This window comes from Paradevosia shaoguanensis (assembly GCF_016801025.1).
Classification (GTDB): Bacteria; Pseudomonadota; Alphaproteobacteria; order Rhizobiales; family Devosiaceae; genus Paradevosia; species Paradevosia shaoguanensis.
This window is the reverse complement of the sequence record NZ_CP068983.1, coordinates 4167160-4189522: the sequence shown is the minus strand read 5'-3', so window position 1 is coordinate 4189522 and position 22363 is coordinate 4167160. Positions and strand designations below refer to the sequence as shown.

Annotated in this window: 16 protein-coding genes; 13 read left to right on the top strand and 3 right to left on the bottom strand. The window is 64.6% G+C overall.

The window, feature by feature from the left end:
* Window positions 1–30: 30 nt before the first annotated feature.
* The 10 genes from JNE37_RS20340 to JNE37_RS20295 all read left to right on the top strand — a co-directional run bounded on the left by JNE37_RS20340 (window position 31) and on the right by JNE37_RS20295 (window position 14388).
* Complete coding sequence (locus tag JNE37_RS20340) at window positions 31–1428, top strand: CehA/McbA family metallohydrolase (RefSeq protein WP_203064600.1); 1398 nt, start codon at window positions 31–33, stop codon at window positions 1426–1428.
* Window positions 1429–1449: 21 nt separating this feature from the next.
* Window positions 1450–4476, top strand: a complete 3027-nt coding sequence (locus tag JNE37_RS20335; protein ID WP_203064599.1) for an alpha-mannosidase — start codon at window positions 1450–1452, stop codon at window positions 4474–4476.
* 319 nt (window positions 4477–4795) lie between these two features.
* Window positions 4796–5458: a protein-L-isoaspartate O-methyltransferase family protein gene (locus tag JNE37_RS20330; RefSeq protein ID WP_035094977.1), complete on the top strand. Its 663-nt coding sequence runs from the start codon at window positions 4796–4798 to the stop codon at window positions 5456–5458.
* Between the two features lie 161 nt (window positions 5459–5619).
* Window positions 5620–6987 carry a TolC family outer membrane protein gene (locus JNE37_RS20325; RefSeq protein WP_203064598.1) on the top strand — a complete coding sequence of 456 codons (1368 nt, stop codon included), beginning with the start codon at window positions 5620–5622 and terminating at the stop codon, window positions 6985–6987.
* Between the two features lie 183 nt (window positions 6988–7170).
* Window positions 7171–7953 (top strand): DUF2497 domain-containing protein, encoded by a 783-nt coding sequence (locus tag JNE37_RS20320; protein ID WP_203064597.1) that lies wholly within the window; start codon window positions 7171–7173, stop codon window positions 7951–7953.
* 122 nt (window positions 7954–8075) lie between these two features.
* Window positions 8076–10811, top strand: coding sequence for a valine--tRNA ligase (locus JNE37_RS20315; protein ID WP_203064596.1), 2736 nt, complete (start codon window positions 8076–8078; stop codon window positions 10809–10811).
* Between the two features lie 16 nt (window positions 10812–10827).
* Complete coding sequence (locus JNE37_RS20310; RefSeq protein ID WP_203064595.1) at window positions 10828–11835, top strand: CorA family divalent cation transporter; 1008 nt, start codon at window positions 10828–10830, stop codon at window positions 11833–11835.
* 135 nt (window positions 11836–11970) lie between these two features.
* Entirely contained in the window at window positions 11971–12588 is a 618-nt protein-coding gene (locus tag JNE37_RS20305; RefSeq protein ID WP_203064594.1) for an outer membrane protein, read from the top strand.
* Window positions 12589–12887: 299 nt separating this feature from the next.
* Complete coding sequence (locus JNE37_RS22885; protein ID WP_281736441.1) at window positions 12888–13466, top strand: dihydroxy-acid dehydratase domain-containing protein; 579 nt, start codon at window positions 12888–12890, stop codon at window positions 13464–13466.
* Window positions 13447–14388 (top strand): tetratricopeptide repeat protein, encoded by a 942-nt coding sequence (locus JNE37_RS20295; protein ID WP_203064593.1) that lies wholly within the window; start codon window positions 13447–13449, stop codon window positions 14386–14388. The genes JNE37_RS22885 and JNE37_RS20295 overlap by 20 nt, the downstream gene beginning before the upstream one ends.
* A gap of 81 nt (window positions 14389–14469) precedes the next feature.
* Here JNE37_RS20295 and xth read toward each other — a convergent pair whose 3' ends face one another.
* From xth to JNE37_RS20280, 3 genes are all read right to left on the bottom strand, one after another.
* Entirely contained in the window at window positions 14470–15249 is a 780-nt protein-coding gene (xth, locus tag JNE37_RS20290; RefSeq protein ID WP_035094967.1) for an exodeoxyribonuclease III, read from the bottom strand.
* Between the two features lie 16 nt (window positions 15250–15265).
* The gene (locus JNE37_RS20285) at window positions 15266–16387 is read right to left on the bottom strand and encodes a serine hydrolase domain-containing protein (RefSeq protein ID WP_203064592.1); all 1122 of its coding nucleotides are present in this window, start codon (window positions 16385–16387) and stop codon (window positions 15266–15268) included.
* Between the two features lie 65 nt (window positions 16388–16452).
* A complete protein-coding gene (locus JNE37_RS20280) occupies window positions 16453–16803 on the bottom strand; it encodes a HesB/IscA family protein (protein WP_035037545.1) in 351 nt (116 codons plus the stop codon).
* 81 nt (window positions 16804–16884) lie between these two features.
* On the opposite strand from JNE37_RS20280, the gene JNE37_RS20275 reads away from it, so the two are divergent.
* The 3 genes from JNE37_RS20275 to JNE37_RS20265 all read left to right on the top strand — a co-directional run bounded on the left by JNE37_RS20275 (window position 16885) and on the right by JNE37_RS20265 (window position 22333).
* On the top strand, window positions 16885–18078 hold the full coding sequence (locus tag JNE37_RS20275; RefSeq protein ID WP_246513383.1) for a deoxyguanosinetriphosphate triphosphohydrolase: 1194 nt from the start codon (window positions 16885–16887) through the stop codon (window positions 18076–18078).
* Window positions 18079–18109: 31 nt separating this feature from the next.
* Window positions 18110–19855, top strand: coding sequence for an arginine--tRNA ligase (gene argS, locus JNE37_RS20270; protein ID WP_035037547.1), 1746 nt, complete (start codon window positions 18110–18112; stop codon window positions 19853–19855).
* 84 nt (window positions 19856–19939) lie between these two features.
* The gene (locus tag JNE37_RS20265; RefSeq protein ID WP_203064591.1) at window positions 19940–22333 is read left to right on the top strand and encodes a hypothetical protein; all 2394 of its coding nucleotides are present in this window, start codon (window positions 19940–19942) and stop codon (window positions 22331–22333) included.
* Window positions 22334–22363 lie beyond the last annotated feature (30 nt).

Genomic DNA, 22363 nt, shown 5'->3' with positions numbered 1-22363 from the left:
AGGGCGGTTACCCGGTTCGAGCCAGAGCAGATGTCTCATACGCGCAATATCCAGATCACGCCGGCCGACCAGGCGGCCAATCCCTATTTCTACGTGCCGTTCGACGTACCCGAGGGCACGACGCGCGTCGATGTGACGATGAGCTATCCCAAGGCCGACAATTGCGTGATCGACCTGGGCGTGCTCGACCCGCGGATTACCGATTACCCGTCGCGCGAGGGTTTCCGTGGCTGGTCGGGCGGAGCGCGGGACAGTTTCTTCGTGGCGCGGGACGACGCGACGCCCGGTTACATCCACGGCGAAATCCAGCCGGGGCGCTGGCAGGTGATCCTCGGCCTCTACAAGGTACCGCCGGAAGGCGCCGAGGTGACGCTGACCTATGCACTCGACGACGCGCCACGTCAGTTGACCGGGCAGCCGGAGCGTACGTTCCCGGTGCGGCCGGGCGCGGGCTGGTATCGGGGCGACCTGCATACGCACACGTTCCATTCCGATGCGCGCGGCGCGCCGGAATTGCTGCATGCGGCGGCCAGACAGGCCGGGCTCGATTTTCTGGCGGTGGCCGACCACAACACCATCACGCAGCGGCGCTATTTTCATCCGCAATCCTCGCCCGACCTGGTTTTCGTGCGAGGCATGGAAGTGACCACGGCAACCGGGCACGCCAATGTCTTCGGCGTCGATGCCTGGATCGATTTCCGCATGACCAGGCCCGAGCATGCGCATGTGCTGGCCGACATGGTCCACGAGCATGGCGGGTTGCTCTCGATCAACCACGACAAGCCGACCATCCCCTGGGATTACGAGCTGCCCGATGCCGACCTGCAGGAGGTCTGGCAGACGGCGTGGCTGGCCTATAACTGGATCGCGCTGGCGCGCTATCAGGAGCGGCTGGCGCGCGGCCTGCGTATCTCTGCGATCGGCGGCAGCGATTTCCACCAGCCGGACCGGCTGCTGCCGGAGGGGCCGTTCGTGGTCGGGCGTCCGACGACTGTGCTTTACCTCCCCGAGCTTTCCGAGGACGAAATCCTCAAGGCGATGAAGGCGGGCAGGGGCTATGTCACCGAAAGCCCGACCGGGCCGCATCTGGCGATCTTCATCGGCGAAGTGCCCATGGGCGGGGAAGTACCGGCCGGCGAGATCGAGGCACGGGCGGAAGTGCGCGGCGCAGCTGGCGACAGGCTGGTCTGGGTCGACGCGACAGGCGTGGTCGGGGAGATCATGATCGATGGCGATGACGCCATGCTGGCGTGGAAGGGTACGCCAAAACTTTTCCTGCGCGCCGAAATCATTGCCGTTGCCAGCCACGACCGCATTTTCGCCGAGACGGAAGGCGCGAAAGTGCATATCTCGGATGCCGACCTCATCGACTTCGAGGGCCAGCCGATCCGGCGCGCGCTCTCCAATCCCATCTACATCAATAGCTGACGCTTTTCAGGACTTTTGGACATGTCGCTCAATACCGCCCAGCGCCTCGACAGGTTGAAGACGCGCCTCGCCGAACTGCCGATGTGGCGCGAAAGGGCGGCCGTGCCGATTGCCGACTGGCGCTTCGAAGACCAGCCGATCGCGCTGGGCGACGGCTGGCCGCACCGCAACGCGCCGGTCAAGTTCACCGCCTCGGCGCAAGTGCCGGCCGACTGGCCGCTCGAAGAGACGATCCTGCGCATGGATGTGGGCGGGGAGAGCCTGCTTTCGCTCAACTATGCCGATGGCAGCGTCAAGCGTTTCGGGCTCGATCCCTATCACCGCGAATTCCCGGTGACGGGCCGCGCCTTCGCCATCGAAACCCAGAGCGTGCCGCGCCTGCCGTTCGGCGAGCCGGTGCGCAAGCCCGTGCTGACCGAAGGCCGGCTGATCCGTCTCGAAACCGAACTCGACGACCTCCACCTGCTTCTTACGCAAGTGGCGGAAACCGTTGAAGTGCTTGGTGAACATGAGGTCGTGCCGCATCTGCTGACAGCGGCGGAAGCGACGTTGCGCAGCCTTGTCTGGCCGTCGGCTACCGCCGACTATGTGGCGCGCACAGCGCCGCTGGAACAACAGCAGAGGATCTGGGAGCTGCCCGAGCTCAAGGCCGATCCGGCTGGGCTCGATGACGAGCATCGTGCTTCGATCCGCGCGGCCCATGCGGCGCTGACCGAGGCGCTGCGCGAACTGCAGAAGCGCTATCCGCCGCAAGGCGATATCGTGATGACGGGGCATGCCCATATCGACCTGGCCTGGCTCTGGCCCTATGGCGAGACGCGCCGGAAAGTGCGCCGCACGTTTCATACCGCCCTGGGCCTGATGGAGCGGAGCGAGGATTTCCGCTTCAACCAGTCGACGGCGGCCTATTACGACCAGCTTGAGCGCGACGATCCGGCGGCGCTCGAAGCCATCAAGGCGCGGGTGAAGGCGGGGACCTGGGAAACCATTGGCGGCATGTGGGTCGAGCCCGACACCAACATGCCGACCGGCGAGAGCCTGTCGCGCCAGATTCTCTACGGACAGCTTTATTTCGAGCGCACTTTCGGCGTGCGCCATACGGTCTGCTGGCTGCCCGATTGCTTCGGCTTCTCGGGGGCGTTGCCGCAGCTGCTGCGCCAGGGCGGCATCGAAAACTTCTTCACCATCAAGGTGAACTGGAACGAGACCGACCGCTTCCCCTATGACCTCTTCTGGTGGGAAGGGCTCGATGGCAGCCGGGTGTTGGCCCATACGTTCGACAACCCGATCGAAGGCTATAACGGCATCGTCCGGCCCTCGACCTATCTCCACACCTGGCAGAATTTCCGCGGCAAGACGCGCCACGACACGACGCTGCTGGCCGTCGGCTATGGCGATGGCGGCGGTGGCGTGAACCCGGAAATGGTGCGCCGCGCCGAGCAGCTGCGCGATTTTCCGGCGCTGCCGCAGGCGCGCTGGGGCAAGGTGGAGGACTTCTTCGCCGCTGCTCATGCCAGCGCGGAAAAGGTTGGCCTGCCGACCTGGAGCGGCGAAATCTACCTCGAACTGCACCGCGCGACGCTCACCACGCAAAGCCATGTGAAGCGGTCGCATCGCCATGCGGAGCGCGCGCTCATCACGGCGGAAGCTCTGGGGTCGCTGGCCGCGCTGCTGGGTGGCGCACAGCCGCAGAGCCTCGAAAAGCTCTGGCATCCGGTGCTCAAGAACGAGTTCCACGATATCCTGCCGGGCTCGGGTATTCGCGAGATCAACGCCGAAGCCAAGGCTGAGCTGGAAGAGGTGATCGAGGCGGCCGGCGCCGAGCAGGCAGCCGCGCTCGACCGGATCGCGGGGCAATTGCCGAAGGGCGATGTGCGCGACGCGATCGTCGTGGTGAACCCTTCGCTCTCCGAGCGCCCGGTGCGGTTCACGCTGGAAGATGGCTCGCAGATCGCCAGCGATGGCGTCGTGCCGCCTCTGGGCATTGCGGTGCTCGATCATGCGAAGATCGCGCCGATGGCGGGCCTCGTGGTGGCCACTGACCGATTGGAAAATGCGCATATCCGGGCCGAGATCGGCGCGGATGGCACGATCACTAGCCTCATTCACAAGGACAGCGGGCGCGAGGCCCTCAGCGACCGTGGCAATCAGCTCTGGGTCTATACCCACGACAAGCCGCGCAACTGGGACGCCTGGGACATGGACGAGGACTATGCCGAAGTCGGCGTGGAACTCACCGAGGTCGAGAGTGTCGACGTGGTGGAGGCGGGGCCGCATCGCGGCGCCATCCGCATCGTCAAGCGCTTCCGGGATTCGCGCGTGGTGCAGACCTATGCGCTCACGGCCAATGGCCGCCGGCTCGATGTCGAGACCGAAATCGACTGGCACGATCGGCGTACATTCCTGCGGGCGCTGACGCCGGTGGCCGTGCGCTCGGATTTCGCGACCTTCGAATGCGCCTATGGCGTGGTGCGGCGCTCGACGCATACCAATACCTCCTGGGACCAGGCGCGCTATGAAGTGCCGGCGCATCGCTTTGCCGACCTCAGCGAGCCCGATTTCGGTCTGGCCGTGCTCAACAACGCCAAATATGGGCATTCGGCGCGCGGCAACGTGCTGGGCCTGAGCCTGATGCGCTCGCCGATCTATCCCGATCCGCTGGCCGATGAAGGCGAGCAGCGCTTCACCTATGCCCTGATGCCGCATGCCGGCGACTGGGCAGCGGGTGGCGTGCGCGAGGAAGCCGAAGACCTCAACCAGCCGCTGCTGGCGACGCGGGCATCCGGGCTCGCAGCGGGCGTGGTGACGCCGGTTGGCGTGACCGGCATGACTGCGGCACTTTCGGGCCTCAAGCCGTCCGAGGATGGCAAGGGGCTGGTGTTGCGCGTTTACGAACCGCGCGGTGCGCGTGGCGAGTTCGGGTTCTCGCTGCCGGATGGCTGGGCGAACCGGGGCGCGGTGACGCTGCTCGAAGAGCCGCAGGACCGGAATGCGCCGGTCGACCTGATGCCGTTCGAGGTTCGGAGCTGGCGGCTCGGGAAGGCGTAAAGTCATCCGAGATTGACGCTGGCTTGAGCCAGCAGGTCTCCCTCCCCCTTGCGGGGAGGGGTGAGCATGCCGAGAGTTCGGTGCCTGCTGCCCACCCCCACCCTCAATCCCTCCCCGCAAGGGGGAGGGAGGCGGAGAGCTCTACTCGGGCGGCCAGAGGCTCCGCCCGAGGAACGGTCCGTTATGGCAAGCGTCGAGCTTGCGGCAGCATTACCCCCGCTGCCTTTCCCGCCCTAAAACTCCCCGCCACGCCCCTTGAACGCAACCTGCGCCCCGGCTAAGCACGGTTAAGAAACGCTAAACCGGAAAGTTGAGGTCAATGGTGGATTTCGCGCGGGCGCGGGCCGTGATGGTGGATAACCAGGTGCGGACTTCAAACGTCAACGAAAGGCGTCTGCTGGCCGTGCTGGGGCAGGTGCCGCGCGAGCGGTTCGTGCCGGAGAGCCGCCGGGCGCTGGCCTATATCGATGAGGCTATTCCCCTGCTGGGCGATGCGGGCGCACGATACCTTGCGCCTCCAGCGCCCTTTGCCAAGCTGGTGCAGCTTGCCGACATACAGGAGAACGAGCGTGTTCTCGAGATCGGCGCCGGCACCGGCTATACGACCGCCGTCCTTGCCGGCCTTGCCCGCGAGGTGGTCGGTGTCGAGCCGAACGCCGAACTGGCCACCGCCGCACGCGACAACCTGCAGGGTCTGGGCATCGAAAATGCCCGGATCGTGGAGAATGCGTTCGACGCACCGCTCAAGGGCGAAGGTCATTTTGATGTCGTATTTTTCTCGGGATCGGTCCGGGATGTCCCCGATTCGGCCTTTACCTCGCTTCGCGATGGTGGAAGGCTGGTCGTATTGGTGCTGGGTGGGCTTACGGGCACTGCCCATGTTTTCGTCAAGGTGGGCAAGGACATAGCATCGCGAGCAGAGTTCAACACGAACATTCCGGCCCTGCCGATGGCTAAGGCCCCGGAACAGTTCGTCTTTTAGCCGCCGCTCCCGTTGGGGAGCATAACTGACCCATGCGTCGGCAGTGTTGCCCGACGACCACGGGGTTAGGACTTTTGACATTAATATTCTGTAGGGATTGCCTATACGCATTGGCAATCCCATGTGCCCGGCATACTGTCCCCGGGCTGGAGGCGTGGGTTATGAATTTTCGTACTATTTGTGTAAGCGCATTGGCGCTTGTCGTGGCCGCTGCGCCGGTCAGCGTACAGGCGGAGTCGCTTCGCGAGGCGCTTACAGCTGCCTACAACAACAATCCGAACATCACCTCGGCGCTGCTGGCGGTCAAATCGACGGCCGAAGGCATCGTGACGGCCAAGGCCGGCCGCATGCCGACCATCGGCGCGGGTCTTGATCTCACCCACAGCTTCGACAACCGCACCAACGGCAACTTCAATTCGACCGATACGGCGACTCTGGGTCTTTCCTACAACCAGACGATCTTCGACAACGGCAGGACCGACGCGGCCATCGAGCAGGCGCGGGCCATGACCGAAGTGTCGGCCCAGGCGCTGCGCAATGCCGAGCAGAACGTGCTGCTCTCGGTGGTGCAGGCCTATATGGGCGTCATCCGTGACTCCCAGCTCGTGCAGCTGCGCTCGGACAACGTGAAGTTCCTGCAGGCGCAGGTGAAGTCGGCTCAGGACCGCCTGGATATCGGTGAAGGCACCAAGCTCGACGTGTCGCAGGCTCAGACGGGGCTCGCCACGGGCGTCGCTTCCTACCAGGCAGCCATCGCGAACCTGCAGACCAGCCAGGCGAGCTATGAGCGCTGGGTTGGTCACAAGCCGCGCAACCTGACGCAGGATTTCAGCTTCAAGGGCATGCTGCCCAAGTCGGTCGAAGAGGCCATTGCCGCTTCCGACGCCTACCATCCGGCCATTCTCTCGGCCAAGGCCGCCATCCGCGCCGCGCAGTCGGGCTCCGACCAGGCGCGCGCCGCCTTTGGCCCGACGATGAACCTCATCGGCAAGATCGGCACCACCGGCACGCTCAACGAAAGCGCCGGCAACAGCACCAACGTCATCAGCGGCTCTGTCGGGCTTTCGCTGTCGATCCCGCTTTATTCGGGTGGCGTGCTGGGCGCTTCGGTCCGCAAGGCCAATCTCGGCCAGATGAAGAGCGAGTTCGACGCGCAGGTCACCCGTGACCAGGTGCGTGAAGCCGTGGTGACCTCTTGGGCCACGCTGCAGAACGCAGTAGCGCAGATCGACGCCGCGCAGCAGGCGCTCAACGCGGCCAGCCTCGCGCTCGACGCCACCGTGCAGTCGCGCGATGTCGGCCAGTCGACCACGCTCGACGTGCTCAATGCGCAGTCGCAGGTGACGCAGGCCCGTGAATCGCTGATCAGCGCCACCTCCAGCCGTGTCATTGCGTCCTTTGCGCTGGTTTCGGCCACGGGCAAGCTCTCTGCGGGAGACCTCAAGCTTCCGGTCAAGATCAAGTCGGCAGACGGCTATATCGCCACCGTCGAGGACGTCTGGCAGGACCTGCGCGCTATCGCCGAATAAGCGCGTCGAAATTTGCGATCTCGTTTCGAGCCCGGCTCCCGAAAGGAGGCCGGGCTCAACTTTTCGTGGAAGACCGCTTTGGCGCCAATGGCTTCAGTTCAAATGGGCGGCAGGCAGGTCTAATGTGGAAAGACGAATCACCATCAGGCTGCCGGAGCGATACCCGGTGGCAGTGAGGCCCATATGAACAAGCCCGCGCCCAAGGAACCCTCGATGGACGAGATCCTGTCGTCCATTCGGCAGATCATCGCCGACGACGATGCGGGCGTCACCACGCGCCGGCCTTCGTTCCAGGCGGTCAATTCCGATGGCCCGATGCAGGCCAAGCCGGCGCAGGTAGCTGAAGCTGCCGCCGAGCCGCTGCGGGCCTCAATCGAGCCAATTTCCTTCGATATTCCGGGCGATGACGATGACGGCGAGGATGCCGAGCCGTTGACGCTTTCCGCGGCCCAGATGCTGCCGGCCGACGAGCCGGAAGCGAGCGACATGGACTTCTCCGTCGATGCGCTTCTTGCCGAAGTCGACGCCGAGGCCAGCAGCAAGCCCGTGCTGGTCGACCCGGAAGACGTGACCTTTGAACCGGAGCAGGATGAAATGGCGGCAGATGCAGCATTCGTGAGCGAAGCCAAGTCCGAGCCGGCCTTCGAGCCCGAAGCGCCCCGTTTTGCGGCCAGCCCGATCGACATGCCGGCTTTCGAGGCCCCGGCCGCAGCGCCATTGCCCGATCCGACGCTCACTGCCGATCTCGCCAGTCAACTCCTCGAACCTACTACGGAAGCTGTCGTGCGTTCGTCCTTCTCGCGGCTCAATCCCCTCCCGCTCGGCAACCAGGGCGTCACCATCGAGTCCATGATGCGCGAGATGCTGCGCCCCATGCTCAAGGAGTGGCTGGACGAAAACCTGCCGACCATCGTCGAGCGCATGGTCGAGAAGGAAATCGCACGGGTATCCCGAGGCGTTGAATAATCGCCGGTCAGCGCCTAGTTGACATAGGCGCAACCGTTTTGCTTGAAGACTGAACCGAATTTTCGGCCCGCCGAGACCGCTGTCGTGGTCCTGGTGGGTCACTGCTGTTGGAAAAACCCGAGATGATCGACAAGACTTACGAGCCTGGCAGTGTCGAAGGCCGCATCTACCAGGCCTGGCTCGACGCCAATGCATTCGCCGCGGGGGCAGGAGCCCAGCCGGGCGCGGAGAGCTTTACGATCGTCATCCCGCCGCCCAACGTGACGGGATCGCTCCATATCGGGCACGCTCTCAACAATACGATCCAGGACATCCTGGTCCGCTACAACCGCATGCTGGGCAAGGACGTGCTCTGGCAGCCGGGCACGGACCATGCCGGCATCGCCACCCAGATGATCGTGGAGCGCCAGCTTGCCGAGCGGCAGCAGCCCGGCCGTCGCGAGATGGGCCGTGAGAAATTCCTCGAGCGCGTGTGGGAATGGAAGGCCGAGAGTGGCGGCGCCATCCTCAACCAGCTGCGGCGTCTGGGCGCCTCGGCCGATTGGTCGCGCGAGCGCTTTACCATGGGCGATCGCGGCCAGCCGGACGACCAGATGGTGCGCGCCGTCGTCAAGGTGTTCGTCGAGCTCTATGAGCGCGGCCTAATCTATCGCGCCAAGCGGCTGGTCAACTGGCATCCGGGGCTGGAAACGGCCATTTCCGATCTCGAAGTGGAGAACATCGAGGTCAAGGGCAATATGTGGCACCTGCGCTATCCGCTGGCGGATGGCGTGACCTATCAGTTCCCGATCGCGTTCGACGAGGAAGGCAAGCCGACCGAGTTCGAGACGCGCAATTATATCGTGGTGGCCACGACGCGCCCGGAGACCATGCTGGGCGATACCGGCGTTGCCGTGCACCCGGAAGACGAGCGCTACAAGTCGCTTATCGGCAAGTTCGTGGAACTGCCGCTGGTGGGCCGGCGCATTCCGATCGTGGGCGACGAATACGCTGACCCGACGCTGGGTTCGGGCGCGGTGAAGATCACGCCGGCGCACGATTTCAACGACTTCGAGGTCGGCCAGCGCAACAACCTCGAAGCCATCAACATCTTCACGACCCGGGCCGCGATCAACGAGAACGCGCCCGAGAAGTATCGCGGGCTCGATCGGTTCGAAGCGCGCAAGCAGGTGCTGGCCGATCTTGAGGCCATCGGCGTCTTCGACCATGTCGAGGACAAGAAGATCATGGTGCCGCACGACGAGAAGTCCAAGCTCGTCGTGATCGAGCCCTATCTGACCGACCAGTGGTTCGTGCAGGCCGAAATCCTGGCGCAGCCGGCGCTCGCCTCGGTGCGCGAGGGCCGCACCAAGTTCGTGCCGCAGCAATATGAGAACACCTATTTCGCCTGGCTCGAGAACATCAAGCCGTGGTGCATTTCGCGCCAGCTCTGGTGGGGGCATCAGATCCCAGCCTGGTACGGTCCGGACAAGACGTGCTTCGTGGCATCCACCGAGGAAGAGGCCAAGGCCAAGGCACTCGCCCATTACGGCGAGCCGGTCGACCTCAAGCGCGACGAGGACGTGCTCGACACGTGGTTCTCGTCGGCGCTCTGGCCGTTCTCTACGCTTGGCTGGCCCGATGAGACCGCCGAACTCAAGCGCTATTACCCGACGAGCGTGCTCGTCACGGGCTTCGACATCATCTTCTTCTGGGTCGCCCGCATGATGATGATGGGGCTGGAATTCCTCCACGAGGAGCCGTTCCACACCGTCTACATGCATGCCTTGGTCCGCGACGAGAAGGGCCAGAAGATGAGCAAGACCAAGGGGAACGTGATCGATCCTCTCAGTCTGGTTGATCAGTATGGCGCCGACGCGACCCGGTTTACCCTCACGGCCATGGCTGCGCAGGGACGCGACCTGCGTCTCTCGATAAATCGCGTCGAGGGCTACCGGAACTTCGTGACCAAGCTCTGGAATGCCGCGCGCTTCCTCGAGATGAACGAGTGCTTCCGCGTCGAGGGCTACGATCCCAAAACGAACAAGGTTGCGCTCAATCGCTGGATCGTCGGGGCGACCGCGCGTGCGGCGGCCTCGGTGACGAAGGCCATCGAGGACTACAAGTTCAACGAAGCGGCCAACAACGCCTATGACTTCGTCTGGGGCACGTTCTGCGACTGGTATGTGGAGCTGGCCAAGCCGGTGTTCATGGGCGAGGACGCGGCGGCCAAGGCCGAGACGCGTGCCACCGCTGCCTGGGCGCTCGACCAGATCCTCAAGATCCTGCATCCGATGATGCCGTTCGTGACCGAGGAACTCTGGGGCGAGACCGGCAAGATTGGACCCAAGCGCGAGGACCTGCTGGTGCTGACGCGCTGGCCGGACCTTTCGGGGCTGGAAGATGCCGAGGCGGACGCGGAAATCGGCTGGCTCATCGACCTGATTTCGGCGATCCGCTCGATCCGTACGGATATGAACGTGCCGGTTTCGGCCAAGGTGCCGCTGCTCGTGGCCGGCAACAATGCCGAGACGACGCGGCGCATGGAGGCCGGCTCGGCCCTTATCTCGCGTCTCGGGCGCGTGGAGCCGATCAGCGCGGCCGCATCGATCCCCAAGGGTTCGGCGCAGTTCGTCATCGGCGAGGCCACCTGGGCGCTGCCGCTCGAAGGCATCATCGATATCGCTGTCGAGCGCGTGCGCCTCAACAAGGAGATCGGCAAGCTGGACGGCGAAATCGGGGGCATCGACAAGAAGCTCGGCAACGAGCAGTTTGTCGCCAAGGCGCCCGAGGAAGTGATCGAGGAGCAGCGTCAGCGTCGTGAAGATGCCGTGGCGCGGCGCGACAAGATCAAGCAGGCGCTGGCGCGCCTGAGCTAGCCGAGAGGCCCACACGATGGACGACATCGTTCCCGACAAGAGCGCAGCGGAGATCAAGGCCTCTGCCGCACAGGCGCCGGGAGTGGTGTTGGTTTTCGACGGCAAGGGCGGCGTCAAGCGGGTGCCGCCTGACGCCGAAACCGTCGTCGTGCCGCCCAAGGGCTTCATGCTGATCTCGGGCAATTCGAAATCGCCCGAGTTCAAGATGTGGCTCAAGAGCGAGCTCGGCCCGTTCAACGCGGACGCGCTGACGGTGCTGAGCACGCGCTCGCGCTGCACGGTGCTCGATGACAAGGCCGTCGTGGTGCTGCGCGTGGCGCGGCCCGGCACCAAGACCGACGATCTTGGCCGCCAACTGCTCGGCATCTGGCTCGAAAAGGGCAGGGTGATCGTTGCTTCCGAGCTCAATATTCCGGAATTCCTCGGCTTTGCGAACTGGGCTCAGAGCCATTACGCGCCGGTTTCGCCGGCCGATCTCGTCGCGCGGCTCGGCCTGCGGGCGAGCGATCGTATCGAGCCGCTGATCGAGCATCTGGGCGATTCCATCGACACGATCGAGGAAGAGCTGATGCTGGAGCACAGCGCCGACAGCCGTGCTAAGCTGGCGCATCTGCGGCGCACGCTCATCGGCTTCCGCAAGCTGCTCTGGCCGCAGCGCGACGTACTCAATACGCTCGAGATCGAAGACCTCTCGTTCTTCTCCGGCCGCGACAGGGCGCGGCTGCGCGAGGCATCGAGCCGCACGGCGCGGCTGGGCGACGAGTTGCAGGCGCTTTCCGAACGCGCAGTGCTCATTCACGAGCAGATCATGGATAGCCGGGCGGAACAGATGAACCGCTCCATGCTCGTGCTGGCCGCCGTGACGGTGGTCTTCACCCCGCTGACCGTCCTCAGCGGCATTTTCGGCATGAACGTACCGATCCCCTATGCGGACGATCCACACGCCTTCTGGGTAGTCATGGGCCTGTTGATTGCAGTCGCCGGGCTCTGCATCTGGTGGATGCGTGCCCGAAAGTGGCTCTAGATTGCCGCGCTAGACTTGCAGTTACCATTTGCGCTGCTATTGTTCTTGGGGTTTTTAGCCATAGTTTAGTAGTTTATTTTGTTTCTGGGGGGGCTCGGAATGTTTCGTTTTTCTGCTGTTGTTGTGGCGTCGTTGATGGCAACGCCGGTCCTGGCTGCTGATCTTTATGTTCCTGCCACACCAGAACCCGTGATGGCGGGTGGCTACGACTGGAGCGGCGGCTATATCGGCGCGGCGTTGGGCGGGCAGGGTGTCCGGATCGACGCGGGCGCAGCCGGCAATATTTCGGGCAACGCCATGATGGGCGGCATCTTTGGCGGCGTGAATTTTCAGTCCGGCAATTTCGTCTATGGCGTCGAAGCCGACCTCGAATATTCCGGCTTCAACCAGACCAAGCCGTGCACGAATGCAGCCTGGAGCTGCAACGCCTACATAAACGGGCAGGGCTCGTTGCGCGCGCGGCTCGGTTTTGCGGTCGATACGCTGCTTTTCTACACCACGGCCGGCCTTGCTATCGCGAACGGGGGCGGTTCCACGACCAGTCCCGTCAACGCCGTGTTCCCCGATTCTGCGGTTCGCTTCGGCTGGACGGCAGGCGCCGGCGCGGAAGCCGCGTTCAACGAAAACTGGTTCGGCCGACTCGAATACCGCTACACCGACCTGGGTAGCCGGGACATGACGTTCGATACGGTCTATCCCGGAGTGGCAGTGTCGTCGCACGATATTCGCGCCGGCCTTGGCTACAGGTTCTAGCGCTCGCTTGCGAGCAGGTGGCCCTGCATGACGCGGGCCCTGCGCTGCGTGCTGTTTGTGCAACACAAGGGCTGAATCCCGCGCAAGGTCCCGGGCGTCAACCATTTGGCCATGGTCCGCGCCACAATCTCACCTAAAACCGACCGGAGACCGGTACTGGGGGCGGTATCGTAAGGCGGCTGCATGTGCAGGCGTTCGATTCACCTTATCCGTCCCCGGCAACTTGGTCCCATCCGGCGCATCCGGGGTGGGCAAGGGGGATTGGATTGAGCATCGCTCGGCGCTTTGAGAGGCAGGCCATGCCGGCTCGTCGCGGACAGGAATTGTCCGGGGCAGCGGCGCGGGTGTTGCCGCGGCGCATCGGGTCCAGCCCTCGCGGCGATCAGGCGGCAAATGGCTTGGTTCGGGCACGAGTTTGCTTAAATCCGGTCACAAATCACGCGTACAGCCATAGACATAGCTTCCGCACTTCCGTGAAACGCTTTCGGGATGGGCGAGGGGCAAATGATGTGCCGGCTGTAACAGCGGCAATTTCAGGCTTCGGCGAAGGCGAACACGTCGCCCAGGATGTCGGCAGCCAGTTTTCGGGGGCAATGCGGGGGTACTGTGTCGGGCTTTTGCCCGAAACGGCTACTTGCGGCCCTATCGCACTCCCACGGGATGGCGACTTGATCACTCTGAAGTCGAAGGCGTTTTGCGGCGCTTCCGATGCCAGGCAAGAGTTTGAGCGGCGTAAGCGTGATTGGGCGCCGCGCGAGACCCAGATCGTTTCTGGGATGGATTGGATGTTTGCCCAGCAGGCCCGAATGACGCACTGGGGTGCGGTCGGAGCCTGTGACGAGGGCGCGAAGGAGTGTCATGCGGACATTTGGGGTTAGATCGGCCCTGATTTCCGTTACGGTGGCCTCGGTGTTCGCAGGTGCGGGTACCGCGCTGCCGGCCTGGGCCCAGGACGCTGCCATGCAGGCTCCAGGTGCGCCATCTGGCATGATGGCTGCGCCTATGCCGCCTCACGACATGATGGGGGCGCCGTTGCCTCCCAAGGACCCGCCGCCCGCCGTTGCGGATGCCGCGACCGGCCAGACTGCGGCCGACGCCGCGCTCAACATGGCCAATATGCTCGATGGCGCCGGTGGCGGCGTATCCAACGAGGCCTTGATGTCGGCGCTGCAGGGCGCCGCCGATGCCGGCCAGCCCATGGCCCTCTACCGTCTCGGCATGATGTACGAGAACGGCGAGGGCGTGGAGAAGGACCCGGTCAAGGCGTTCGGCTATTTCTCCCAGATCGCCAACGACCATGCGGATGCCGCACCCAAGGGGCTTGAGGCCGATATCGTGGCCCAGTCCTTCGTCAAGGTCGGCGAATACTACAAGGAAGGCCTGCCCGACGCCGGCATTGCGGCCGATGAGGGGCGCTCCTATGCCCTGCTGATGCATGCGGCGACCTATTTCGGCGATGCCGACGCGCAGTATCGCGTGGGTGAGTTGTTCCTCGAGGACGACAAGGTCGGTATCAACCCGCTCCAGGGCGCGCGCTGGCTGTCGCTGGCGGCTCGCAAGGGGCACGTGGCGGCCCAGGCCAAGCTGGGTGACCTGCTGTTCAACGGCGAGGGCATCCAGGCGCAGCCGGCCGAAGGCCTGATGTGGCTGACGCTGGCGCACCGCAGCACGGTGGGCACGGCCGACGAAGGCTGGGTCAACGACCTGCTGACGAGCGCCATGTCGCTGGCAACGCCAGAGGAGCGCACGGATGCCGGCAAGATGGTCAAGAAATATGGGCCGCAATTCACCGCGCACTGAGCGGTGGCAGGGCGGAGTGTGAGGTCCGGCGCAAGCCGGGCCTTTTTTGTTTTTGGGGGGCGGTTCGCGGTCGCGGCCGCTCTAGAACGTGAACTCGCCTTCCACCGGCACGTGATCGCTTGGCTTGTCCCAGCCGCGGACGTCCTTGTGTACCGTCACGTTTTCCAGCCGGTCGGCGGCCTGGGGCGAAAGCATCAGGTGGTCGATGCGAATGCCGGCATTGCGGCGCCAGGCGCCGGCCTGGAAGTCCCAGAAGGTATAGGCGGCTTCGTCGGTCGTGGCGCGCAGGGCGTCGGTCAGGCCGAGATTGGCGAGAGCGCGGAACTTTTCGAGGCTTTCCGGGCGGAAGAGGGCGTCGCCCCACCAGGCCTGCGGGTCGTGAGCATCGATGGGGGCGGGGATCAGGTTGAAGTCGCCGAGCAGGATGAACGGCTCCTCATAGGTGAGGCGCTCTTCGACAAAGGCGATCAGCCGTTCCATCCAGGCGAGCTTGTAGGGGAATTTCTCGCTGTCCACCGGATTGCCGTTGGGCAGGTAGATGTTGCAGACGCGGATGGCACCGCCCTCGACGGAGAAAACGCCCTCGATGAGCCGCGCCTGTTCGTCGGAATCATCGCCGGGCAGGCCGCGGGTGATCTCGTCGGCGGGCATCTTGGAGAGGATGGCGACGCCGTTCCAGCTCTTCTGGCCATGGGTGGCCACGTTGTAGCCCATGCCCTCGACCTCGGCGACTGGGAAGCCTTCATCGACTGTCTTGATCTCCTGGAGGCACAGGATGTCGGGCTGGTATTCCTTGAGGAACTGCTTGAGGGCGCCTTCGCGGGCCCTGACGCCGTTGATGTTCCAGGTGGCAATCCGCATCGTGCGCTCCTCGGGTTCAGTCTGGCTGGCGATCGTAGATGGCATCGATGATCTCGTCGGGATAGCTGCCGGTGCAGCCTTCCACAGCGGTGTTGGTCATCGAGATCATGGTGTAGCCGGCCACGGGATCGACGAACCAGCTATGCCCGTAAATGCCGCCCCAGTCGATGGTGCCGGCGCCCTGCGGGCTTCCTGCCACGCTTGGGTCCACAAGAACCGAGCCGAGCCAGCCGAAACGGCGGCCCGCATCTTCCTCGCGGCGCGGTACGTCGCTGATCTGGTTCTGCACGGCCTGCGCCACCGTCTCGTTGAGGAGAATCGGCGTGCCGCCCGTGCGGATGGCCTCGAAGAAGCGCAGCAAGTCGCCTGCCGTGCCGACCGCGCCGGCGCCGCCTGACTGGAAGGCGCGACGGTTGAAGATGCGGCCGGGCGAGAAGGAGGTGCTCTCATCCTTGCTATTGGTCACGGTATGCGGGTCGGGCATGCGGATGGGCTGGGGCGAGGCATCGGCATAGGGCGGCGCGAGGCGTCCGTTGTCTGTGACATGGAAGCCGGTATCGCGCATCTGCAAAGGGCCGGTGATGTAGTGCGCCAGCGCGTCGTGGAGAGTGGAGCCATGCACGCCGGCGACGATCGCGCCCAGAACATCAACGGCAAGAGAGTATTCCCAGCGGCTGCCGGGCTCGAAGAACAGGGGCTGTCCGGCGAGGCGGGTGAAGTTCTCCTCGAAGTCGAAGTCGGTTTCGAGGAGGCCCGTGTTGATCTCGGGGTCGCCTGGGTATTCGTAGCCGAGGCCGGATGTATGCGTGAGCAGGTGTCGGATGCGGATAGCCGGCTCGGTGCCGTCGGCGAGGCGCGGGCGAAAATAGGGCAGGTAGTCGGCCACCGCATTGTCGAGGCCGAGCAGGCCGCGTTCGACCTGGGCAAGCGCGGTGGCGGCGACCAGGGGCTTGGTGACCGAGGCGAGCCGGAAGATCGCGTCTTCGCGCATGGGTTTGCCGGCTTCGCGGTCGAAATGGCCAGCCGCCCGGCGATAGATGACCTCGCCGTGACGCGCGAGAAGAAGAACGGCGCCTACGATCCTGCCGCGCGAAATAGCACCCTCGATGGCGCCGTCGAGCCGAGTCTGCAAATCCATTGGCATCCCCTAAAGCAAATCAGCCAAAGGAGGAAAACGTAGATTGGCCCGGACTGGAAGTCGATTCAGATGGCGAAGCTGGTGCCGCAGCCGCACGAAGCGACGGCATTGGGGTTCTTGATCTGGAACGCCTGGCCGATGAGATCGTCGGCGAAATCGATCTGCGCGCCGCCCATGAATTCGAGGCTGAGCGAATCGATGAGGACCTTTGCGCTGTCCTTGGTCAGCACGAGGTCATCGGCCCCAGCCTCTTCCTGCACGAGATTGTATTCGTACTGGAAACCTGAACAGCCGCCGCCGGAAACGGAGATGCGCAGCACGGTCCCTTCCGGTTCCTTGGAAAGGATGCGCGCAATGCGCTTTGCGGCACGATCGGTCATGGTGACGTCGTTTACGGGGGCTAGGGATTCGGTCATCTTGCTTTCCGGCCCGTTTGCTGGGAGGGCAGTTTAAAATAATAACCTTGTATCGACTTGAAAAGAGGCTCGTCGTCAATCGTGAGTGAGCTTGCTCCCTATGCCTCCGATCCCGAGCAGAGCCGGGGCCGACTTTTCAGCCCCGGGCCAAGCCCGACGCGCTCGGAATTCCAGCGCGATCGCGACCGGATCATCCATTCGACCGCCTTCCGGCGCCTGCAGCACAAGACCCAGGTTTTCCTGCATCACGAAGGCCAGCATTTCCGCACGCGGCTGACGCATACGCTCGAAGTGAGCCAGATGGCGCGCTCGATGGCGCGGGCTCTCGCCCTCAATGAGGACCTTGCCGAGGCGGTGGCGCTTGCCCATGACCTTGGCCACACGCCGTTCGGGCATGCCGGCGAGCGCGTGCTCCACGACAAGATGGCACGATGGGGCGGGTTCGACCATAATGTGCAGGCGCTCCGCGTCGTGACGCTGCTCGAAAACCGCTATGCGGCCCATGATGGCCTCAACCTCACCTGGGAAACGCTTGAAGGCATCCTCAAGCACAATGGTCCGCTGATCGACGAGGCGGGCAATCCCGTGGGGCGCTACGTCAAGGAGGGCCTGCCGCCCGGGCTCGACGAAATCCCCGTCAATGCGCCGCTGCAACTGACCAGCTATGCGAGCCTTGAGGCGCAGACGGCGGCGATTGCCGACGATATTGCCTACAACGCCCATGACATCGACGACGCATTGCGCGCCGGCCTGCTGTCGCTGCCGCAGCTCATGGACGTGCCGCTGGTGGGTGCCATCGTGCGCGAAGTGCTCGAGCTCTGGCCCGATATCGAGCCCAGCCGGCAGACCCATGAGATCCAGCGCCGACTCATCACACGCAGCATCGAGAATGTGATCGTCACCTCATCGAGCGCGATCGCGATGGTGGAGCCGCAGAACGCCGATGACGTGCGACGGGCCGGGCAGGCGCTTATCCGCTTCTCGGCAAGCGTCGCCGAGGACGAACTCGGGCTCAAGCGCTTCCTCTTCGAGAATGTCTACCGGCATGAGAACGTGATGGAGCCGGTGCGGCGCGGAGAGGCCGTGGTTGCGGCGCTTTTCGACCGCTATTTCGAAGACGGAGGCATGCCCGGGCGCTGGGGCGAGATGGCCGCGCGTGCCGGGGACGATGCGGGCAGGGCGCGGGTCGTCGCCGACTTCGTGGCCGGCATGACGGACCCGTACGCGCTTGACGAATATGCCCGTTTGTTTGACGCTCGCCCGGAATTCCGCTAACCCGGCTAGCCTTTCCATCAACGGGTTTACCATGGACGTCTTCGCGCTTTTCTCGACACGCATCGCCGCTGCGCTGCACGTGCTCTTTCCCGAGCTCGACAAGGCGCTGCTGAGCCGATTTGTGGTCGAGCCGCCGCGAGATGCCGGGCATGGCGACATTTCGAGCAACGCCGCGATGGTCGTCGCCAAGCCGCTGGGCAAGAACCCGCGTGAGGTGGCGACGGCGCTCGCCGAGCATTTCAAGCACGATCATGACGTGGCTTCGGTTGAAGTCGCGGGCCCGGGTTTCCTCAATTTCCGGCTCGCGGATCATGTCTGGCAGCAGGTGCTCAAGTCGATCGGCAGCGAGGGCGACAATTTCGGGCGCTCCAATGTCGGCGCCGGCGAGAAGGTCAATATCGAATACGTGTCGGCCAATCCGACCGGGCCCATGCATGTGGGGCACACCCGCGGCGCCGTCTATGGCGATACGCTGGCATCGCTCATGGCCTTCACCGGCTACGACGTGACGCGCGAATACTACATCAACGATGCCGGCGGGCAGGTGGAGGTGCTCGCGCGCTCCGCGCTCATGCGCTACCGCGAGGCGCTGGGCGAGAAGATCGAGATTCCGCCGGGCTTCTATCCGGGCGACTACCTCGTTCCCGTCGGCAAGGCGCTGGCTGAAGAATTCGGCGACCGGCTGCTCAAGGATGACGAGGCCGCCGTGTTGCCGCTCGTCAAGGAACGGGCGCTGGCGGCAATGCTTGAGCTCATCAAGGCCGACCTTGCTAAGCTCGGCATCAAGCACGACGTGTTCTTCTCCGAGAAGACACTGCACGGGCAGGGCGGTGATATCGACCTGACGCTGCAATGGCTGCGGGATCGCGGCATGGTCTACCAGGGCCGGCTCGAGGCGCCCAAGGGCAAGACGCCCGAGGATTGGGAAGATCGCGAGCAGACCCTCTTCCGCGCCAAGGATTACGGCGACGATACCGATCGCGCGCTGATCAAGTCCGACGGCTCCTACACCTATTTCGCGGCCGACATCGCTTACCACCGCAACAAGTACCTGCGTGGGTTCAACCACATGGTCAATGTGCTCGGGGCCGATCACTCCGGGTATATCAAGCGGTTGCAGGCGGCGGTTAAGGCGGTTTCGCTGGGCGAGGCCGAAATCGACGTGCGCATCTGCCAGCTCGTGCGGCTGCTGCGGAACGGCGAGCCCGTGAAGATGTCCAAGCGCTCGGGCGATCTCGTGACGCTCGCCGATGTCGTGGACGAAGTGGGGCCGGACGCCACGCGCTTCATGCTGCTGTTCCGCCGGAACGACGCGGCCATGGATTTCGATTTCGCGCTGGTCAAGGAACAGACCCGCGACAACCCGGTCTTCTACGTGCAGTATGCGCATGCCCGGGCGTTCTCGGTGTTCCGGACGGCTGCGCGCGATCTGCCGGCGCTCGATCTCTCCGACGCCACGATCAAGGCGGCCGATCTCGGGCTGTTGGTGCATCCGGCCGAGCTGGAACTGATCAGAGTATTGGCGGCCTGGCCGCGCACCGTTGCTGCTGCGGCGGTCGCTCACGAGCCGCATCGTATCGCGTTTTACTTGCATGATGTTGCCGCGGCCTTCCACGCGTTCTGGGCGAAAGGCAAGGAAGATCCACAATTACGGTTTGTTAACGTTGAGCAACCGAAACTCACGCTTGCACGACTCGCATTGGTCGATGCGGTCCGACAGGTACTGCTCAATGGTCTGACACTATTGGGAGTGTCGGCGCCAGAGGAGCTTTCATAATTCGGGCGCATTGGCGTGCTGACTAGCGGAAAACCTCGGCGGGGGCCTGAGTTTCCGAGAGACAATTACTAGGGGCGCTGCTTAATGAGCACAGCCAAACCGCAGCAATCGACTGGTCAATCCGATGGTTCGGACGACCTGATTGCCGAACTCGCGCGCATGATGGCATCGGATGCGCGGCCGGCACAGCCGGCCCCTGCGCCCGAGCCTGAGGCTGCTGCGCCGCAGGAGGCCAAGCCTGCTGCGGGCGTTCGTATTCCCGGTCCGCCTGAAAACGCATCATCCGACGAAAAGTTCAGCTTCGATTTCGGCGCGCCTCCCAAGGCGGCCGATAGCCTGCATCCGACGCCGCTGGTGAATTGGCAGGATCGGCTTAGCCGTCCCGCCGAAAAGCCGGCTGAGCCCGTTCGCCAGGAGCCGGTCATGGAGCCGCGCCCGGCTGCGCCGCGCGTCGACAATCCTGTTGTCGCCGAGCCCGTCGCACAGCGCGCCGAGCCTGTGGTCGAGCGCCCGCAGGCAGCCAATCCCATGCCGTCCTTCGTGGCGCCGGCCCGTCCTGTTCCCGAAGCACCCAAGGCAGAGGCCCACCGGCCTGACTCGCCGCGCGTCGAGATGCCCAGGGCTGAAGCGCCGCGCCCCGAGCCCATCGTCGCCCCTCCGGCGCAGCTTTCGCGTGCGCCTGAGCCAGCGGTCAACAACGAGCCAGCCAAGAGCGAGCCGGTCGCCTTTACGACCCATGATTTCGATTTCGGTTTCGGCACTGCCAAGATTTCCGAGCCGGTAGCCGAGAAGGCGCCTGTCGCGCCGGCTCCGGTCGAAGATAGCCACGACGCGATTGCCGATCTCATCGCCGCCGAACTCAGCGATGCGACGCCGGCTACTCCGGTCGAGGATCATCCGGCGGGCGACGAAGGCACCAGCACGGTGCAGTCGTCGACGGCCGAGCCCGAGCCTGCCGCCAAGGAGCCCGCTCCCAAGCCGTTCCTGCGCGCCGTGAATTTCACCGCGCAGCCGAAGTCGCAGAGCGATCGTTTCGCCGTGCCGCCGGTCTTTGGCGTTGGCTCGAACGCCAAGCCGTCGCAGGCCACACCGGTTGCTCCGACCGCTCCCGTTGCCGAAACCAGGCCCGCGGCGCCCGAAGCACCGATGGATCCGATGGATGAGATCGAGAGCCTTATCGGCTCCTCGATCCGCCACGAAGCGGCGGCCAAGATCGAGACCCGTGGTCCGTCCTCGCCCATTCCGGCGGCGCGTGGTCCTTCTCCGATTCCGCGTGCCACCGCACGTCCCATTCGCGACGACCGCGGCGGCGCCGAAGCTGCAATCCTCGCGGCTGCCGCTGCGAGCGGGGCCGAGGCAGGTCGCGTTCCGCCGGCGTCCGGCGAGGAGCGCATCAAGGCTGCCCCGATCGAGGCTCCTGCTGCGAAGCCGCGCAAGGCTGCGTTCAGCAGCCGTTCGGCCCGTCCGCTCATTGGGCTTGGCGCCGCGCTGGCGCTGCTCGTGGTTGCGGGCGGCGGTCTCTACTGGATCCTGGGCAATAATGTCGGTGGTGGCGACGGTACGGCCCCCGTGCTGACCGCTGACGCTTCGCCCGTCAAGGAACCGCCGCCAGCCAATCCGACGACGACCGATACGCCGCCGGCCTCGGTGGTGCTCAACGAATTGTCGGGCGGCAACGCCAATCCGGCGGCCGAGCAGCTCGTTTCGCGCGACCAGACCGGTGACACCGCGAATGTCGCGGCCATCGCACCGACCGAAGTCAATGGCGACGAAGGCCTGGCGAACCGCAAGGTGCGCACGGTCACCGTTCGTCCCGACGGCACGATCGTCAACGCCGACGATGCCCTGGCCGGTGGCCAGCAGCTTCCCGTCGATCGTCCGAACGTCCCGGCGGTGCCCAATGCCACGCTCGACAACAGCGACCTGCTGACCGCGGCTGCCAACCAGCCGGCGACGACGCCTGCGCCGTTGGCGGGCGCCCAGACTTCGACCCAGCCAGCCGCGCCGACAGCTGACGCGACGGCGACGACGATTGCGCCCGAGAACGTTACGCCTCCGGGCACGGTGGCGCCCGTGCCGCGTCCGCGCATGACCAACCGGCAGACTGCGGCCATCGGCCCGCAGCCGACCAATGCGGTCAATGCCGTGGTCAACGATCCGATCGGCGCGCTGGCGGCCCAGGCCACCCAGCCGCAGACGCCGGCTCCGGCGGCGACGTCCAATTCCGGCACGCAGGCGGCAGCCTATGTGCAGCTTTCCTCGCAGCGCGACGAGGGCGTGGCGCGCCAGTCGCTGGTCGATATCAACCAGCGCTACGGCAAGATCCTTGGTGGCGTGCTGCCCGAAGTGCAGCGTGTCGACCTGGGTGCCAAGGGCGTCTACTACCGCGTCCGCGTCCCGACCGATTCCATGCAGAGCGCCAACTACCTCTGCAGCCAGATCAAGTCGGCCCGCGGCGACTGCATCGTCACGAACTGACGCGGATAAAGTCCTGCGCTGCTTGAAAAT

What these genes read in the sequence shown, in the direction of transcription:
- JNE37_RS20320 (WP_203064597.1), top strand. Translation starts at nt 7,171, where the DNA reads ATGAACAAGCCCGCGCCCAAGGAACCCTCGATGGACGAGATCCTGTCG.
- JNE37_RS20310 (WP_203064595.1), top strand. Translation starts at nt 10,828, where the DNA reads ATGGACGACATCGTTCCCGACAAGAGCGCAGCGGAGATCAAGGCCTCT.
- JNE37_RS22885 (WP_281736441.1), top strand. Translation starts at nt 12,888, where the DNA reads ATGCCGGCTCGTCGCGGACAGGAATTGTCCGGGGCAGCGGCGCGGGTG.
- xth (WP_035094967.1), bottom strand. Translation starts at nt 15,249, where the DNA reads ATGCGGATTGCCACCTGGAACATCAACGGCGTCAGGGCCCGCGAAGGC.
- JNE37_RS20325 (WP_203064598.1), top strand. Translation starts at nt 5,620, where the DNA reads ATGAATTTTCGTACTATTTGTGTAAGCGCATTGGCGCTTGTCGTGGCC.
- argS (WP_035037547.1), top strand. Translation starts at nt 18,110, where the DNA reads ATGGACGTCTTCGCGCTTTTCTCGACACGCATCGCCGCTGCGCTGCAC.
- JNE37_RS20265 (WP_203064591.1), top strand. Translation starts at nt 19,940, where the DNA reads ATGAGCACAGCCAAACCGCAGCAATCGACTGGTCAATCCGATGGTTCG.
- JNE37_RS20335 (WP_203064599.1), top strand. Translation starts at nt 1,450, where the DNA reads ATGTCGCTCAATACCGCCCAGCGCCTCGACAGGTTGAAGACGCGCCTC.
- JNE37_RS20330 (WP_035094977.1), top strand. Translation starts at nt 4,796, where the DNA reads ATGGTGGATTTCGCGCGGGCGCGGGCCGTGATGGTGGATAACCAGGTG.
- JNE37_RS20295 (WP_203064593.1), top strand. Translation starts at nt 13,447, where the DNA reads ATGCGGACATTTGGGGTTAGATCGGCCCTGATTTCCGTTACGGTGGCC.
- JNE37_RS20340 (WP_203064600.1), top strand. Translation starts at nt 31, where the DNA reads ATGTCTCATACGCGCAATATCCAGATCACGCCGGCCGACCAGGCGGCC.
- JNE37_RS20280 (WP_035037545.1), bottom strand. Translation starts at nt 16,803, where the DNA reads ATGACCGAATCCCTAGCCCCCGTAAACGACGTCACCATGACCGATCGT.
- JNE37_RS20285 (WP_203064592.1), bottom strand. Translation starts at nt 16,387, where the DNA reads ATGGATTTGCAGACTCGGCTCGACGGCGCCATCGAGGGTGCTATTTCG.
- JNE37_RS20305 (WP_203064594.1), top strand. Translation starts at nt 11,971, where the DNA reads ATGGCAACGCCGGTCCTGGCTGCTGATCTTTATGTTCCTGCCACACCA.
- JNE37_RS20315 (WP_203064596.1), top strand. Translation starts at nt 8,076, where the DNA reads ATGATCGACAAGACTTACGAGCCTGGCAGTGTCGAAGGCCGCATCTAC.